Annotated in this window: 12 protein-coding genes; 2 read left to right on the forward strand and 10 right to left on the reverse strand. The window is 64.3% G+C overall.

The window, feature by feature from the left end; all coding sequences use genetic code 11:
• Position 1: 1 nt before the first annotated feature.
• From ELS24_RS13590 to ELS24_RS13600, 3 genes are all read right to left on the reverse strand, one after another.
• Complete coding sequence (locus ELS24_RS13590) at positions 2-1270, reverse strand: DUF1254 domain-containing protein (protein ID WP_127184406.1); 1269 nt, start codon at positions 1268-1270, stop codon at positions 2-4.
• 13 nt (positions 1271-1283) lie between these two features.
• Entirely contained in the window at positions 1284-3476 is a 2193-nt protein-coding gene (locus ELS24_RS13595; protein WP_127184407.1) for an acetate--CoA ligase family protein, read from the reverse strand.
• A gap of 145 nt (positions 3477-3621) precedes the next feature.
• Complete coding sequence (locus tag ELS24_RS13600) at positions 3622-4524, reverse strand: LysR family transcriptional regulator (protein ID WP_127184408.1); 903 nt, start codon at positions 4522-4524, stop codon at positions 3622-3624.
• A gap of 182 nt (positions 4525-4706) precedes the next feature.
• Between ELS24_RS13600 and ELS24_RS13605 the strand changes: the two genes are divergently transcribed.
• Positions 4707-5687, forward strand: a complete 981-nt coding sequence (locus ELS24_RS13605) for a Bug family tripartite tricarboxylate transporter substrate binding protein (protein ID WP_127184409.1) — start codon at positions 4707-4709, stop codon at positions 5685-5687.
• Positions 5688-5733: 46 nt separating this feature from the next.
• On the opposite strand, the gene ELS24_RS13610 is transcribed toward ELS24_RS13605, so the two are convergent.
• The 6 genes from ELS24_RS13610 to ELS24_RS13640 form a co-directional block, all read right to left on the reverse strand.
• Complete coding sequence (locus tag ELS24_RS13610) at positions 5734-6024, reverse strand: helix-turn-helix transcriptional regulator (protein WP_127186329.1); 291 nt, start codon at positions 6022-6024, stop codon at positions 5734-5736.
• A gap of 596 nt (positions 6025-6620) precedes the next feature.
• Entirely contained in the window at positions 6621-8987 is a 2367-nt protein-coding gene (locus ELS24_RS13620; RefSeq protein ID WP_127184410.1) for a TonB-dependent siderophore receptor, read from the reverse strand.
• A gap of 202 nt (positions 8988-9189) precedes the next feature.
• On the reverse strand, positions 9190-10167 hold the full coding sequence (locus tag ELS24_RS13625) for a FecR domain-containing protein (RefSeq protein WP_240669505.1): 978 nt from the start codon (positions 10165-10167) through the stop codon (positions 9190-9192).
• The gene (locus ELS24_RS13630; RefSeq protein WP_127184411.1) at positions 10164-10673 is read right to left on the reverse strand and encodes a sigma-70 family RNA polymerase sigma factor; all 510 of its coding nucleotides are present in this window, start codon (positions 10671-10673) and stop codon (positions 10164-10166) included. Before ELS24_RS13630 ends, ELS24_RS13625 begins: the two co-directional genes overlap by 4 nt.
• Positions 10674-10712: 39 nt before the next feature.
• Positions 10713-11999: an MFS transporter gene (locus ELS24_RS13635; RefSeq protein ID WP_205736970.1), complete on the reverse strand. Its 1287-nt coding sequence runs from the start codon at positions 11997-11999 to the stop codon at positions 10713-10715.
• Positions 11996-13438, reverse strand: a complete 1443-nt coding sequence (locus tag ELS24_RS13640) for an amidase (protein ID WP_127184412.1) — start codon at positions 13436-13438, stop codon at positions 11996-11998. Before ELS24_RS13640 ends, ELS24_RS13635 begins: the two co-directional genes overlap by 4 nt.
• A gap of 140 nt (positions 13439-13578) precedes the next feature.
• On the opposite strand from ELS24_RS13640, the gene gcvA reads away from it, so the two are divergent.
• Positions 13579-14532, forward strand: a complete 954-nt coding sequence (gcvA, locus tag ELS24_RS13645; RefSeq protein WP_127184413.1) for a transcriptional regulator GcvA — start codon at positions 13579-13581, stop codon at positions 14530-14532.
• On the opposite strand, the gene ELS24_RS13650 is transcribed toward gcvA, so the two are convergent.
• The gene (locus ELS24_RS13650; protein WP_127184414.1) at positions 14493-15398 is read right to left on the reverse strand and encodes a LysR substrate-binding domain-containing protein; all 906 of its coding nucleotides are present in this window, start codon (positions 15396-15398) and stop codon (positions 14493-14495) included. The genes gcvA and ELS24_RS13650 overlap by 40 nt on opposite strands.
• Positions 15399-15401: the final 3 nt, after the last annotated feature.

Below are 15401 nucleotides of genomic sequence, written 5' to 3' on the forward strand. Positions count from 1 at the left end.
CTCATGCCATACGCCGTACCGGCGGATAAGCAAACGTCCCTTCCAGGTGTGCGCGCGCTGGGGTATAGAGGCGCAATGTCAGGTAAAAGCCTTCACCCGCGGGCGCAGGCAGCCAGTTGTGCCCATGGCCGGGGTCGTCAGCTTGGATGCGTATGCGCAGCCCGCCATCGGCGTCTTGCAGCAAACCCTGTGTACGGTCACCGATCGAATGACGGCCTATGGGGTTCGCGACCAGCAGGCAGTCGCTGCGCCGGTACAGGGTGATGGACCAAAAGGATGCCACCTGCGGCAAGCCGGATCGTGGAAAGTGCAATTCATAACGATGCGCCCCGCTCAAGGCCAGCCCCTGTTCATCGACTTCCGCCATGATGTACATGGCTTCGTCGATACCCAAGGTGCCGATCCAGTTACGCGCGATGCGGGCTCGGGTAACGAAGTCGTCGCCGAAGTTGTCGCGCACGTTGACGGCGGTCGTCCAGCCGCCACCAAGTTCAGAAGACTGCGCGACGTCACGCAGTTCGGTGTATACGTCATCCAACGCCTGCTGAAGCAACTCGGGCGCGATCGGCCAGGCGGGCAATGGATGCGCGGATGGATTGCGCGCCAGCATCGTGTCGACCACGCGCGCATACTCCTGTGCCTGGGGCACGCCGGCGCCTCGCTCGTCGATCAAGGTATCGATGCGTGAAAGCGCCGGCGTACCGTCCATGCGAAGTAGGGCGAAACGGTCTTGCAACGCATGGACTTCCGCCAGATCTTGCGCCGTTGCATCCACCAGGATGCGGCCGATGACCCAGACATCATTGCTAGGAGCGCTGATTTCATGCATCCCCGTGGGCACGTTGCCGCGCCAGGCCGGCCCGTGCACGAAGAGTCGCTGCGCCTCGCACCCCGTCATGCGGCGGCCGGCGTAGGCCCAGGGGTTGGTCCAGGCGTCCAGAAAACCCAGTACCCAATAGCGCTGACCCATGGCCGGTACATCAATGACGACGGGGCCCTCGGATAGATCCAGCCAGGCATTGGTGAATAAGGTGTCATTGTTTGGCGTGACGACCTCCTTGTCGTCCGGGCTCCGCAGGCGCCTCGTGTGGGTGAACTGATTCAGCCAGCGCATGCGTGATGAAGGGCTATCGCCGGCAAACCCCTGGGCCGGGTGTTTGCGCGCCGTGTTGGCGGCGCGCATGCGGGCCATCTCGAACAAGGGCAATGTGATCATGACGGCATGGCGAGCGGCCGCTTGCACGCTGGATGCTTCGATATCGTTGTTCATGGTCAAACGACTCTCAGAAAGAAGTGGAGGGCGCCAATGCCGGCGAGCTTGCGTTCGTTGCGGCTGGCGGAGCCGTCAGCAACACGGCGTCAAGCGCCAGCGCGCCCTGGCCCGCGGGCAGTACGACAAACGGATTCAGTTCCACCGATTCAAGCGAGTCTCCCGCGGTCAGCGCAAAACGGGACAAGCGGACGATGGCTTCGGCCAAGGCCTCGACGTCGCAGGGGGGCTTGCCCCGAAAACCTTGCAACAGCCTTGCGGTCTTGAGCTCACCGACCATCGCGCGGGCCTGATCGATATCGACGGGCGCCAGGCGGAACGTGACGTCGCCCAGCAGTTCGACCGTCACGCCGCCTGAACCCAGCATGACGACAACGCCCAATGCCGGGTCGCGCCGCGCGCCTAGAATGCATTCGACGCCGCCGCGCACCATGCGCGCGACCAGCACGCCATCTATCCGGGCGTTTGGCGCAAAGGACCGCGCCGCATCCAGGATGCGGGCATAGGCGGCAGCGGCTTCGTCCGCATCATGGATGTTGAGGACCACGCCGCCGACATCGCTCTTGTGCGTGATGTCTGCGGAAAGAACTTTCATTGCCACGGGGAAGCCCAGCGACTGCGCGCCGGCAATGACGTCGTCAGGGCTGTTCGCGCGATGAAACGGGACGATGGGGATACCGTGTGCCGCGAGCGTTCTCAGGGCATCGGCTTCGTTGTGAGCCCCGCGTCGCAAGGGACCAGGCGCGGCGCTGGCGTCTTCGGGCGCCGGCATCGCGGCCATGGCGTCAGACCATGGCGTTTCCGCGTCCGGGGGGCTGACGCGCTCTTGTTGGCGGATGAAGAACTGCATGGCGGCCATGACCCGCACCGCGCGCGCCGGATCGGTAAAGGACAGGCACCCAGCGGCTTCCAGCGCGCGTTGTTGCGCCGTGTCCGCCAGGGTGCTGAAGATGATCAAGCGTCCGGGAAAGTCGTTGCGCAGCGCCTGCGCCATCTGCTGCTGCAATATCCGCATGGCCGGCGTGGCCCCAAACGCGGCAAGGAATATCAGCAGGTTGCCGTGACCGGCTTCACCCAGCATGATGCGCGCCGTGGCCTCCAGCAGATCCGGCTCGGCGGTGACCTGGCCGGTAATGTCCACCGGGTTATGGGTGGCCGCCAGCGGCACCCGGGCATGGATCATCGCTTGCGCGGCGGCAGGAAGCGCCGTGACCTCCAGTGCCGCGTCAGCGGCCTCGTCGGCCATCATGACTCCCACACCGCCGGACACCGTCAACAAGCCGACCTGCTTGTTGGGTGGCAGCCCGGCCACCGCCAGCCCATGGGCAACGTCGAAGAACTCCTCGATAGTGCGGGCGCGATACGCGCCGTGTTGCCGGAAAAGGGCATCGAAAACCGCGTCGTCGCCCGCCAGCGCGGCGGTATGGGACGCCGCGGTCAAGGCGCCCAGTTCAGTCCGGCCCACCTTGACCACCACGACGGGTTTGCCCGCGGCCCGCGCCAGGTCGAGGGAATCTCTCAGCTTACGGCCATCCTTGCATCCTTCCAGGTAGGCCATGATCACCCGCGTGGCTGGATCGCGTGCCATCCATGCAATGCAATCGGCAACACCGATATCCGACTCGTTGCCGGTGGTGATCCAAGCCGACAGGCCCAGCCCGCGTTCGCGCGCCATCGCGTAGGCATAGGCGCCAAAGGCGCCGCTCTGGCTGACGATACCGACGCAGCCCGACTCGTTCGCGCCGGTGGCAACCACGGGCGAAAAGGTGGCATAGACCGCCCGGGCCACATTCATGAAGCCCAGACAGTTCGGCCCCAGCACGCGTATGCCGGCGGCCTTGGCCCTGGCGGCAAACGCAGCCTGGGCCTGCTCGCCTTCCTTGCCCATCTCGGCGAAGCCAGCCGAGAACATGACGATATTCTTCACCCCGGCGGCGATGGCATCATCCAGCGCCGCGTCCACGCTGGATGCGGGAATGGCGAAAACGGCTAGATCGATGGAGGCTTCGACCGCCCGCAACGATGGATACGCGCGCCGGCCTTCGATCTGGTCCGCGCGGGCGTTGATGGGATAGATGGCGCCGTCGTAACCGTGCTCTACCAAATAGCGGACGGGCACGGCGCCGATCTTGGCGGGGCTGGAAGACGCACCCACGATCGCAATGGAACGGGGTGAGAGAAAAGAATCGAGGTCGGGCAACGTCATGGGCATCCGATGGCTAAAAGCGGCGACTACCGTTAGCGCGATGACGTCATGTTTTGGCGCGCGGCAGGTCTCCGGGAATAGGCAAAGATACCGGCCGCACTCTTATCAAACAAACTGTGATTTCTGAAGTTTCTATAAGCTAATCTTATTTATCTGCGTTGCGGCTGCCGAAGCGCAAGGCATGGTCAAGAAACCCTTCCACCGCGGGCGAAATCGAACTGCGGGGCCGCACGAAGATGGCGATCCGCCAGGTCACCACAGGCTGCAGGATGGGGCGAAACACCAGTCCAAACCCTTCGACCAAGGGGCGAGCCATGGATGGGCAGATCACGTATCCGGACCGTACCCGCAACATGGCCAAGGCCGTGTTCACCCGGTGGACCGCGACGATGTCCCGGGGATGACGGCTAGACGGCACGTTGGCCAGGACATTCAGCGCCAGGTTGGGCATGTAGTTGATCAAGGGCCGCTCACGCAAATCTTTCCAGGTCACCGATTCGCCGCTTGCCAAGGGGTCGTCCGCGCGCAGCGCTGCCCATAAGGGGTCCGCCCGCGCCACGTGCACATCGATTGCGTCGCCCGTCAACACACCCGCGGGTCCAAAGCCGATGTCCGCGCTGCCATTTTGCAGATTGGTCAACACCTGTTCGATGGGAATATCGTCAAAACGCACTTCTATCCCTGGATAAGCCTCGCTGTAACCGGCGATCAGCTCGGGCAGCAACGTGCAGGACAAGGGCTCGGGCGCGGCAACCCGCACCAGTCCGCGCCGCAGCGCCTTCAGATTACTGACCCCCTCCAACGCCTCGTCCAGGTCCGCGAGTACCCGCCGCACCATGGGCTCGAATGCCTCGCCGATTGCCGAGGCGCTGACGCTGCGGGTGTTGCGATCCAGCAGCCGTACGCCCAGCCGGCTCTCCAGCTCCTTGACCAAGCCGCTCAGCGCCGCCTGCGAAAGATGCAGGGTTTGCGCCGCCTCGGAAAAGCTGCCGCATTCCCGTACGGCCAGGAATGCACGCAACTGCCTGAGCGTTACCTCGATTGCCATGACGTCTCCTTTATTTCGCCGATTTTCGGCGGCCTGGAATTTATAACTTTACCCTTTGAATTATCAAGAAAATGAAGTTTGTACTGATAGATTTGCGCCCCTAATATTCCAAAAGATCGCCTCCCCACGCTATCGGCACGGTGCCGGGACGGCGATCACATACCAATAATCAGGAGACTCTTATGAACATGACCAGGCGGGCTTTTATCGGCACGGCCGCGGCAGGGCTGTGCGGCGGCGTGGCGCCGCGCGTTTTCGCTCAGGGCGATTGGCCCGCACGCCCCGTCCGCATCATTTCCCCGTATGGCGTCGGCGGCCCCAATGACCTGTCGGCCCGCCTGATCGCGGAATACCTTGGCCGTCGCCTGCACCAGTCCTTCATCGTCGAAAACAAGACGGGGGCGGGCACCCGGGTGGGCAATGAATTCGTTGCCCACGCGCCGGCTGACGGCTACACACTGCTGTATGGCGCGGCGCCATACGCCACGTTGGAAGCCCTGTACGGCAAGCTTGGCTACGACCCCAAGAAAGACCTGCAGGCGGTCGCCATGGCGGCGACCGTGCCATTGTTCTTGATCGTGAATGCCGAGTCGCCGGCACGGACAGCGCAGGAGTTGATCGCTTTAGGCAAATCGCAGGCCAACGGGCTGACTTTCGGTACACCGGGCACGGGTTCGCTTCCTCACCTTGCCGCCGAACTGTTTCTGCGTGACGCCGACGTCAAGGGTCTGAGCGTGCAATATCGCGGCGACGTCCCTGCGTATACGGATCTGCTCGCAGGCCGGCTCGACGCGACGCTGACCGCCATCACCGCCGCGCTACCGCACATCCAGGCAGGCAAGCTGCGGGTATTGGGCGTGGCGTCGCCGGCACGCAGCAAGATCTACCCGGACGCACCGACCTTGCGCGAACAAGGCCTGGCCAACGTGGTCGCCTCCGGCTGGTACGGCTTCCTGGCTCCCGGCGGGACGCCTGCCGCCGTCGTCAGCCGCCTTGACATGGAAATCAACGGCGCGCTCAACAACGCGGACATCCAGCGCAAGTTGCTGGCGCAGGGCATGGAACCCCGTCCCGGCAACGCGGCGGACTTTGCCGGCTTCATCGATAGCGAAATGAAAAAGTGGAGCGGCTTCATCAAAGAGGCGAAGATCAAGGGAGAGTGAGCGCCAGGCCTGGCGAGGATGCTCGCTGGCTGCCTAGCCTCGCACCTCAGCCCGACTTTCCACCCCTGCGAAACTTCGCCGGCGTCATCCCGATTTCACGCCGAAACACTCGAGTGAAAGCAGCCGGCGACTCGTAGCCAACTTGGCTAGCCACGTCGGACAGAGCGTGATTCTCCTGAAGCAACCGGCTCGCGCAGTGCATCCGCCATCCGGTCAAATAGTCCAGCGGTGATTGGCCGACCACGGCCTTGAATCTGGCAGCAAAACCAGAGCGCGACATGCCGGCCGCGCGCGCCAGCGATTCCACCGTCCAGTCCTGGGCCGGGGCGTCGTGCATCGCTTCCAATGCCAACGCCAGGTGGCGGTCGGCCTACGGTGGGCAAGCTGCTGCTGCATATGGCTTGAAACTGAAGGCGCTGTAGCTCGCGGGCGTGAGAGTCAGGTGTCGGCTGGTTTGGTCGTGGTTTCACCGATGTTTGATGGGTTTCGCGCGGTAGGTGTTGCGGCATTTGCGAAGGCCTTCTCGCGCTGCACCCATCCTACGGGCGTGAATTGCGTGAATTGCGTGAATTGTAGGATGGGTGCAGCGCGTCCTATCGATGGCAAGAACATCGCTGCCTATCGCGCGAAACCCATCTCGCGGTGTCGTCCACACGCTAGGCGTGCATGGCAGCCGAAATCGGCAGACGCATGCACGGGGTGACGCAACGCATGTTGACGCGCACCTTACGGCAGTTTGAGCGTGATGGCCGGTGCTGCGCCATGATTTCGACGAGACGCTTCCCAGAGTGGAGCACCAGATCTCGGACTCGGGCATGGCGCTGCTGGTCCGGATGATCCCGTTGTGGACCTGGGGCGTCGGGAATGCGGATGGCTTCAGGCAAGCGCGGCAGAAGTTCGATCGACAGCAGCCACCGCGCCCACCCCCCCGTTTCAATACTGATACCGCAACGTCAACATCACACTACGCGGTTGCCCGTAGTAGTTCTGCCGCGACGCGCCGCCGAGCTTCTCGTAGTACTTGCGATCGAACAGGTTGTCGACCGTCAGCGTGCCCTCAACGTGGCGGTTGTAGCGGTAACCAATCTGCGCCGACACGACCGCATAGCTGCCCTGGTCCCAACGCACGTTGCCGCTTTGCAGATAATTCCCGCTGTTCCAGCGCACGCCCGTGCCCACGCTGAAGCCTTGCAGCGTCGGTTCGGTAAACCGGTAACGCGTCCACAGGTTGATGGCGTGGCGCGGGGTGATCGTGCTGTACGACAGTCCTTCCGTGGCCGCGGCCGCCTCCAGGTACTTGGTCTGCGTGTAGGCATAGCCCGCCACGATGTCCCAGTTGGGCAGGGGCGAACCGCTGATCTCGGTTTCGAAGCCCTGGCTGCGCACCTTGCCCGCCGCCACCGAATACATGGGGTTGTTCAGGTCGCTCATTGCGCGGTTGCGGTCCACGATCTGGAACAGCGCGGCATGCGCGTTGAGCCTGCCGTCCATGAACGCACCCTTCAAGCCGGTTTCGATCTGGCGTCCCACGCGCGGCGACAGCGTGTTGCCTTGCGCGTCGATGTCGGTTTGCGGCTGGAAGATGCTGGTGTAGCTGGCGTAGGCGGACACTTGCGGCGTCAGGTCGTAGACCAAGCCGGCGTACGGCGTGGTGCGCGCGGCGATGCGCGTTTCGGTCTGGCTGAAGTCGCCGAAGTACTGGTTGGCGTTGCGCGCGTCGTTCTTCCACCAGCCCAGGCGAGCACCCGCGATGAACTTCAAATTGTCGGTCGCCTGGAAGTTCGCCCGGGTGTACAGGCCGAACTCGCTGGTGCGTCCGTCATTGCCGTTGACCTGTTCCATGTCGGGCATGGGCATGTCGATGACGGGCTCGTAGACGTTGGTCGGGAACAGCGTGCCGCCGCCGTAATTGAACTGCTTGCGCGTGTAGCTGTAGTCAGCGCCCACCAGCAGGCTGTGTTCGCGGCCGAAGGCTTCAACCGGCAGGTTCAGGTGGGCGTCCGCGCCGGTGGTTTTCCAGTGGTTGCGGTACGACCAGGCGATAAGGTTGGTATCGCCGGTAAGCGGGTCGACGGCTCGGTTGGACCAGGTGGTCTGGCGCGTGGGCGTATCGGTATCGCGATGGAACACGCTTGCCTTGACCACGCCACCGCCTTCAAGCCGGTGTTCCAGGTCGGCAAAGAACTCGGTGGATTCCTCTTCGATGCGGTTCCATTCCGCGCTGAGGTTGGTGCCACGGCGCACGTCAAGCAGCGAGCCATCGGCATAGGCGGGCAGGCCGAACGCCGGGGTCGTGCGCGAGCGTTGATGCGTGATGCCGGCCGCCAGCGTGGTGTGCGGCGTCAGGTCGGCCTCGATGATGCCGTATAGGGTAGGGCGCTCGGAATTCACGCGGTCCACGAACGAACCGCGATCTTCATAGGCCGCGATGAAGCGGCCGCGAAGCTTGCCCTCGCTATCGAAGGGTGTGCTCAGGTCGGCCACTGCCCGGTAGTAATCCCAGGACCCCACGCTGGCCTGCGCGCCGAAGGCGAATTCCTGTAGCGGGCGCTTGCGCACCAGATTCACGCTGCCGCCAGGTTCACCGGTGCCTTGATACAGCCCGGACGGGCCGCGCAGCACTTCAATGCGGTCGTAGATGGCAAGGTCGAAGCCCGCCGACAGGTTGCCCGCGCCGGCCGGTGCGCGCAGGCCGTCAAACTGGATCGTATCCAGCGTATAGCCGCGCGAAATAAAGCTGGAAATATTGCCACCGCTGGAAAGCGTTTCAACGGTGATGCCGGTCACGTTGCGCATTGCGTCCGACAGGCTATTCAAGTTCTGGTCATCCAACTGCTGGCGCGTCACGACCGACACCGACTGCGGAATTTCCTTGAGCGTCTGCGTGCCCTTGCCCAGCGTGACGGCATTGCTGGTGTACGAGTCGGTGCCTTCACTGGTGGCGGGCGTAGCCGCGCCCATGACGGTCACGGCCTCTAGCTGCGTGACGCCGCCTTGCGGCGCGGCCTGCAAGGCATAGGTGCCCGCGGCGCTGGGCACGGCGCGATAGCCGGTGCCCGCAAGCAGGCGGTCGAAGCCTTGCTGCACGCTCATCTCGCCCGAGATGCCCGGGCTCTGGCGGCCGGCCAGCCAAGCGGGGTCGTAGACGATCTGTACGCCGGCCGCAGCGGCATAGCGCGCCAGTACGGTATCGAGCGTGCCCGCGCCGATCTCCACGGCGCGCACTTGCGAGCTGGGCGTCGTGCCGCGCTGTGCCACCGACTGTGCTGCGGTCTGCGCGCCCGCCGTTGCACTCGCCATGGCGGTGCACCAAAGCGCTGACCAGATCATTGCCTTGCGGGGTGCTTTGCCCCGCGTTGCGCGTACACGTGCCATCACTCTTTCATCCTTTCATCGTCAAGCAAGAAGCGCCCGCATCCCCTCGATGCGGTTTCACTACCTACTCCGCACGACAACGAAAAAGTGATCACCTGAATGCAAATTATTTTTATTGCGCGTCAGATCAAGCGCCCGCCGGCCCGACCGATACCCAGTAGCGCGTGACGCGTTGCACGGCAATCGGCAGGCGTTCGGCCAACGCGCGCAGGGCGGCATCGGTATCGCGTAGCGACAGGGCGCCCGATACCCGCAGGTTGGCAACCTGGGGCGAGCAGCGCAGGATGCCCGGGCGATGCCGAGCCAGCTCGGACACCACATCGGCCAGGCGCTGGTCGCGCACGACCAACATGCCTTGTTCCCAGAGCGCCGCGCTGTCGTCCACCGGCGCGATCCCGCCGGCCTGGGCTAGCGTGAAGCTGCCGCGTTGCCCCGCGTCGATGCGCAAGGGGGCGGCGTGCGCGGGGCGCGCCAGTACGGCGTGTTCAAACACCATGACCTCGGTGCGATCATCGATCAAACGCACCGAAAAGCGCGTGCCCAATGCTTGCACCTCGCCTTGCGGGGTCTGCACTACAAACGGTCGGTAGGTGGATTGCGGTTCCTGCCCGGTGGTCACCATGACCTCGCCCGCCATCAGCACCAGACGGCGCTCAGCAGTGCCAAAGCGCAGATCGACGGCGCTGCCGCTGTTCAGTACCAGCCGCGTGCCATCGTCCAGCACGCGTGTCAATTGTTCGCCCGCGGCGGTGCGCATGTCCGCGCGCCAGGCGGGCGCTTCGCGCCACGCCATCCAGCCGACCGGTGCCACAACGCCCAGGCCCAGCGCCACGCGCAGCACGGCGCGGCGGCCTTGCCGCTTGCGGGTGGCGCGCAGCACGTCATGGCCGATCTGGGCGGGCAGGCCGTCAAACGCGCCCAGCACCTGCTCGGCACGTGCCCAAGCCTGCACATGAGCTTCGTTCTGCTCAAGCCAACGTTCGAATGCTCGTCGGGTGGTTGCATCGGCGGGTTCGTAGCGCAGCCGGATCACCCAGTCGGCCGCTTCTTCCAGCAACCGGTCGCTGGGCATGGCCGTCATGGCGTTGCTGCCCAGCGCGCTCATGCGGCGACAGCCATGCAGGCCATCAAGGCCTTGCGCAGATGGCGCCGTACCGTAATCACGGGTTTGCCGGTTTGCTCGGAGATCTCTTGCAAGGTCAGACCGTCCAGCTGCGCCAGCAGGAACATGTCGCGCGTGGCCGCAGGCAGGCGCTGCAGCATGGCGTCAATTGCCACCAGGGTCTGCACGATGATGAGGCCCGTTTCCGGCGGCGGCACTTGCGGTTCGGGCAGATGCGCGATGGCGTCCAGGTAGGCTTGCTGCACCGCGCGGCGGCGCCAATGGTCAACCAGCAACCCCTTGGCGATATGCGTGATCAGGGCGCGTGGCTCTTCACGCAACACGGGCGGGCGGCGGGCGGCCATCAGCCGCAAGAACGTGTCCTGCGCCAGATCGGCCGCGTCGCCGCTGTCGCCCAGCTTGCGATGGAGCCAGCCTTGCAGCCAGCCATGGTGATGGCGATAAAGCTGCTCGACGGCGGGGAGGGTAAAAGAGTCGGGTGATGGCAAGATGCCCGGAAGTTTACAGAATGCGAATAAGAAATACTATTACTTAGATTGCGCGGGCGGGTGCCAACGCGGCGTGCGCGCAACATGCTGCGTTTTGTCCGAACTGGTTATTGCCGCCGCCAGCGCGCTGCCCACAACCGCCGCGGCAATCGGCAGCCCGTAGCTGCCGCTTAAATCGTAGGCATATCCCGCCGCAACCGGCCCGACCAAGGTGCCAAGCGCCACGCTGGTATACAGCGCCCCAATAATCCCGCTGATATGGCGGCCACCAAAAGCGTCCATCACGACCGCCGGTAGCAGCGCTACCCAGCCGCCATAGAACACGCCAAACACCAAGGCGAATAACGCCAGCGTCCAAAACTGGCTGCAAGCGCCCCAGGCTGCCAGCGTGGCGGCGATTCCACCGTACATGGCCGCCAGCGCGTTGCGCCTGCCAATGCGATCCGCCAGCGGACCCAGGCAGAACCGGCCAGCCGTGCTGCCCACGCCGATCTGGCTAAGCAGCAGCACGGCCAGTTCGGGCTTTACACCGTGGTCCATTGCGTAGGGCACCAAATGCACGAACGGCACAAAGACGCCAAACGCGCAGACCAGGCAGGCGGCATATAGCTTGGCGAAAGGCTTGCTGCGGACGGCGTCCCGTACCGACAGGCCTTCGGGTGCTGGCGTGCTTGCTGACGTCGGGGCCGGTGGCTCGCCATCTGGCGTCAGGCCCCGGTCCAGCGGCGAGTTTTCCACCCAACGCGATGCGGCCACACCCAGCACCGCTATGCCCACGGCCAACGCAAGATAGGCGCTTCGCCATCCCCACAGCCCGATCAGCGTCGCAGCCAGTGGCGGCATCAGCAGCGTGCCCACCCCGATGCCGCTGACCGCCAGCCCCGACGCCAGCCCGCGCCGCCGCTGAAACCAGCGCTGCACCGCGCCCACCACCGGCACATACGAACATCCCACACCCAGGCCCACGCCCAGCCCATAAGCCAGATAGATCTGCGTCATGTTCTGTGCAGCGGCGGCAAGCAACAGGCCCAAGGCCAGCAGTAGCATTCCCGTCAGCGCCAACGCTCTTGATCCGTATCGGTCGGCCAACGGCCCGCTGAATACACCGAATCCAAAGTACAGGCATCCCGCCAGCGAGAACACCAGCGACACCGCCCCGCGCGAGGCGCCGAAGTCGCGTTGCAAGGCATCGACAAACGAGCTGAAGGAATAGGCGCTGCCGAAGCCCAGCAAGGTAATGGCGAAGGCGGCGGCCACGACGAACCACCCATGAAAAATTCGGCCATGGGTGGACGGCGTTGCGGTCTGTGGTGGGGGCATCGTCATGCTTGCGCCTTGGTGATGGGCCTGCGCAAATGCCAGGGCGTGGCGGCCTGGAAGGCGGCGCCCAGGGTAAACAAGCTCATCTCGGCCAAATGCGCCGCCACCAGTTGAACGCCCATCGGCATGCCGGCACTGCACTGGCCCGCCGGCAGCGTCAAGCAGGGGTGTCCCGTCATGTCGAATACGCAGGTGTAGCGCTGAAGCGCCGCAATCAGTTCGGGCTGCTCGCCTAGCGTGCTGATGGTGTGCAAGGTCAGCGGCGGCATTGGCTGCACGGGTGTCAGCAGCGCGTCGATGCCGACGAAGAGGGCGTCGACTTTGCCGCGCAGCGCCATGCGGCGCAGCAACAGGCGCTGATAGTCCAGGCCAGACAAGGCGTGGCCCGCATCCAGCACCGCCGCCAGGACGGGGCCATACTCCGCGCGGCGCGACGGGTAGGTATCGGCATGGGCCACCGCGGCTTCCACCGCGCAAATGGCCGCCCAGTCGAGTACCGCCTGTTCGGCGTCCGCAATCGGAAATTGCACCGGGACCAGTGTCGCGCCCAAGTCCTGGAACGTCTGCGCGGCCGAGGCCAGCATGCGCTGTGTTTGCGCGTCGACGTGGCTGCCGTTCCAATCGGAATCGATGCCGATCCGCAGGCCGTGCAGAGAGCTGGTGGCGTGTTGCGTGTAGCGCGGCACGGGCGCCTGCAACGCGGTCGGGTCCAGCGGATCGGCGCCCGCCATGGTCTCCAGCATGACGGCGGCATCTTGCGCGCTGCGCGCGATGACGCCGATGTGGTCCAACGATGCGGCCAGCTCTATGGTGCCGTGCCGGCTGACGCGGCCCCAGGTCGGCTTGATGCCGGTCAAGCCGGTGGCGGCGCAGGGCCAGCGGATGGATCCCCCGGTATCCGACGCCGTCGCCGCAAAGCAAAGCCCGGCCGCCGTGGCCACCGCGGAGCCGCTGGACGAGATGCCGGTCCAGTAGTCCGCGTTCCAAGGGTTGCGCGGGGGCGTGATGCTTGGGTGGTGATCGGAGTACGCGCCCTCGGTCATCTGCAACTGTCCCAGCAGGACCGCGCCCGCGTCGCGCAGGCGGCGGACAACGGTGGCGTCATGCGTGGCGGGCGCGTGGCGATGGATCGTCATGCCGGCGGCGGCGGGTACGCTTTTCTGGCGGCACAGGTCTTTCAGCGCAATAGGAATGCCGTGCAGCGGGCCGCGATATCGCCCCGCGCGTATCTCGGCTTCCGCGTCGCGTGCGGCTTGCAGGGCCAGGTCGGGCGTTAGGCAAGCGTAGCTGTGCAGTGCGCCGTCGCGGGCTTCGATGCGTTGCAATTGGCGGTGGGTCAGTTCAACCGGCGATACGTCGCGGGCTTGGATCAAGCTTGCGACATAGGTCAGGTCCTGGTCCAGCAGATCGGCGTCGGCAAGGTGTGTAGTGATGGTCTCATTCATATAGTTAAGCTATTCCCGGATGAATCGATGTTTCGCAATAATCCGGGTAAATTAGCGGCAATAAGCCAATGCAACAAACCCTGTTTTCTATTGAATTCAGATTAGTAAAACTATTCTGAATAATGCCGCGATGAACGCTCATGACCCCGTCACGACTGCCCCCGCTTAATGCGCTGCGCGCGTTTGACGCCGCCGCCCGCCATCAGTCCATGAAGGCCGCGGCGGAAGAACTGTGCGTGACGCCCGGCGCGGTCAGCCAGTTGATCAAGACCTTGGAACAGCACCTGGGCGTGGCGCTCTTTGTGCGAGTGAACCGGGGCATTCTGCTGACCGATGCCGGCAAGAATTACCTGCCGCCCATTCGCAATGCGTTTCGTCAGATTCTGGATGCCTCGGCTCGCATCGCGGCGCCGCCGGCAAGCCGCGTGCTGACGGTGGGCACCACCACTTTTTTTGCTTCGGCCTGGTTGATTCCTCGTCTGAACGACTTTCACGCGCGCCATCCCGACATTGACCTGCAAGTGGTGACCAACAACGCGTTGACGGATTTTTCACGCGACGGCGTGGATATCGCCATCCGGCATGGGCTGGGCCGCTACCCGGGCCTGCAAAGCGAACACCTGTTGACGGTGAGCGTCGTGCCGGTGGCATCGGCCAGCCTGGTCGCCTCGTTGGGCATGCCGGCGAATGCGCAAGACCTGCTGCGCTGGCCGCGCGTGCATGACGAAAAGCGCAGTGGCTGGCAGCTTTGGTTTGCGGCGCAGGGCGTCGAAGATGCAGGCATGCCCAGGGGGCCGGCGTTCGACGACGGCAGCCTGCTCTTGAAGGCGGTCGCCGCCGGGCAGGGCGCGGGGCTGCTGCCGGTGGCAATGGTGGAAGACGAGCTTGCCACGGGGCGGCTGGTCCGCTTGGCGGACGATGCCTGGCTGGAGGACTTTGGCTACTACCTGGTCTGGCCGGGCAGGGGGCCGATGGCGGACAAGGTGCGCGTGTTCCGCGATTGGTTGCGGGCGCCTCGTGATTCAGGGGTGGTTTCCACGTTAAGTGATGCACGTCAGGCGCTGAACGACGACGCCACGCCCTGCGCTTCGTGAAGCATCCATTTTGCAAATGCCTGTAGTGGCGCTTCACTCAACGTGATCGGCTCGGGAAGTACAAGGCAGAAGTGCTTGGCAATCGCTTTGCTGTCCGGCCAAGGCGCGACCAGACGGCCTTGTTCAAGCTCTGCCTCGATGTAAAGACGCGGCACCAGCGCGACTCCCAGGCCGGCTACCGCCGCCGCGATCAGCATGGAATGCAGATCGTAGCGCGCGCCCACCGCCGAATTCGTCAACTCGATGCCGGCCTCTTGAGCGTAACGCTGCCATGCGTCCGGGTTTTGCCGCCTGTGAAGGCGTGGCAGCTCGTCCAGCGACGTGTTGGCACCGGCTTCCGCCAGCAGAGCCGGGCTACAGACGGGCACCAGCACTTCCTCCAGCAGGTGATGCAGGTGCATTCCCGCCCATGCCGGATGCTCAAAATGGATGGCCGCGTCGAAACCACTACCCGCAAGAATGAAGGGTTCCATACGCTCGGTGATATGCACGGTGATGTTGGGATGCGCGTTTTGAAAGCGCTTCAGCCGAGGGATAAGCCAGCGGGTGGCGAAGGTGGGAATAGCGGCGATATCAATCGTCCCGCCTTCGGTGGGCTGCCCCATCACATAAAGGCTGTCTCGCTCAAGGCGATTCAGGATCTCGCGCACTTGCAGCGCGTATCGCATGCCGTTGGGTGCAAGCCGTACCCGATTCCCCACGCGCTCAAAGAGTGCGACGCCTAAAAATGCCTCCAGGCGACCGATCTGACGACTGATCGCGCCCTCGGTCAGCGCCAATTCCTGGGCTGCGCGGGCAAAGCTGCCGTGTCGCGCCGCTGCCTCGAATGCCAGAAGCGCGGAGTTACTGGGAATCTTACGTCGCATGGG

Origin of the sequence: Achromobacter spanius (assembly GCF_003994415.1) — a bacterium.
GTDB lineage: Bacteria > Pseudomonadota > Gammaproteobacteria > Burkholderiales > Burkholderiaceae_B > Achromobacter > Achromobacter spanius_C.

Bases quoted from the DNA above. Each gene is read 5' to 3' on its own strand.
- ELS24_RS13620 (WP_127184410.1), bottom strand. From the start codon at position 8,987: ATGGCGAGTGCAACGGCGGGCGCGCAGACCGCAGCACAGTCGGTGGCA.
- ELS24_RS13595 (WP_127184407.1), bottom strand. From the start codon at position 3,476: ATGACGTTGCCCGACCTCGATTCTTTTCTCTCACCCCGTTCCATTGCG.
- ELS24_RS13600 (WP_127184408.1), bottom strand. From the start codon at position 4,524: ATGGCAATCGAGGTAACGCTCAGGCAGTTGCGTGCATTCCTGGCCGTA.
- ELS24_RS13635 (WP_205736970.1), bottom strand. From the start codon at position 11,999: ATGACGATGCCCCCACCACAGACCGCAACGCCGTCCACCCATGGCCGA.
- gcvA (WP_127184413.1), top strand. From the start codon at position 13,579: ATGACCCCGTCACGACTGCCCCCGCTTAATGCGCTGCGCGCGTTTGAC.
- ELS24_RS13650 (WP_127184414.1), bottom strand. From the start codon at position 15,398: ATGCGACGTAAGATTCCCAGTAACTCCGCGCTTCTGGCATTCGAGGCA.
- ELS24_RS13605 (WP_127184409.1), top strand. From the start codon at position 4,707: ATGAACATGACCAGGCGGGCTTTTATCGGCACGGCCGCGGCAGGGCTG.
- ELS24_RS13610 (WP_127186329.1), bottom strand. From the start codon at position 6,024: ATGCACGACGCCCCGGCCCAGGACTGGACGGTGGAATCGCTGGCGCGC.
- ELS24_RS13590 (WP_127184406.1), bottom strand. From the start codon at position 1,270: ATGAACAACGATATCGAAGCATCCAGCGTGCAAGCGGCCGCTCGCCAT.
- ELS24_RS13625 (WP_240669505.1), bottom strand. From the start codon at position 10,167: ATGAGCGCGCTGGGCAGCAACGCCATGACGGCCATGCCCAGCGACCGG.
- ELS24_RS13640 (WP_127184412.1), bottom strand. From the start codon at position 13,438: ATGAATGAGACCATCACTACACACCTTGCCGACGCCGATCTGCTGGAC.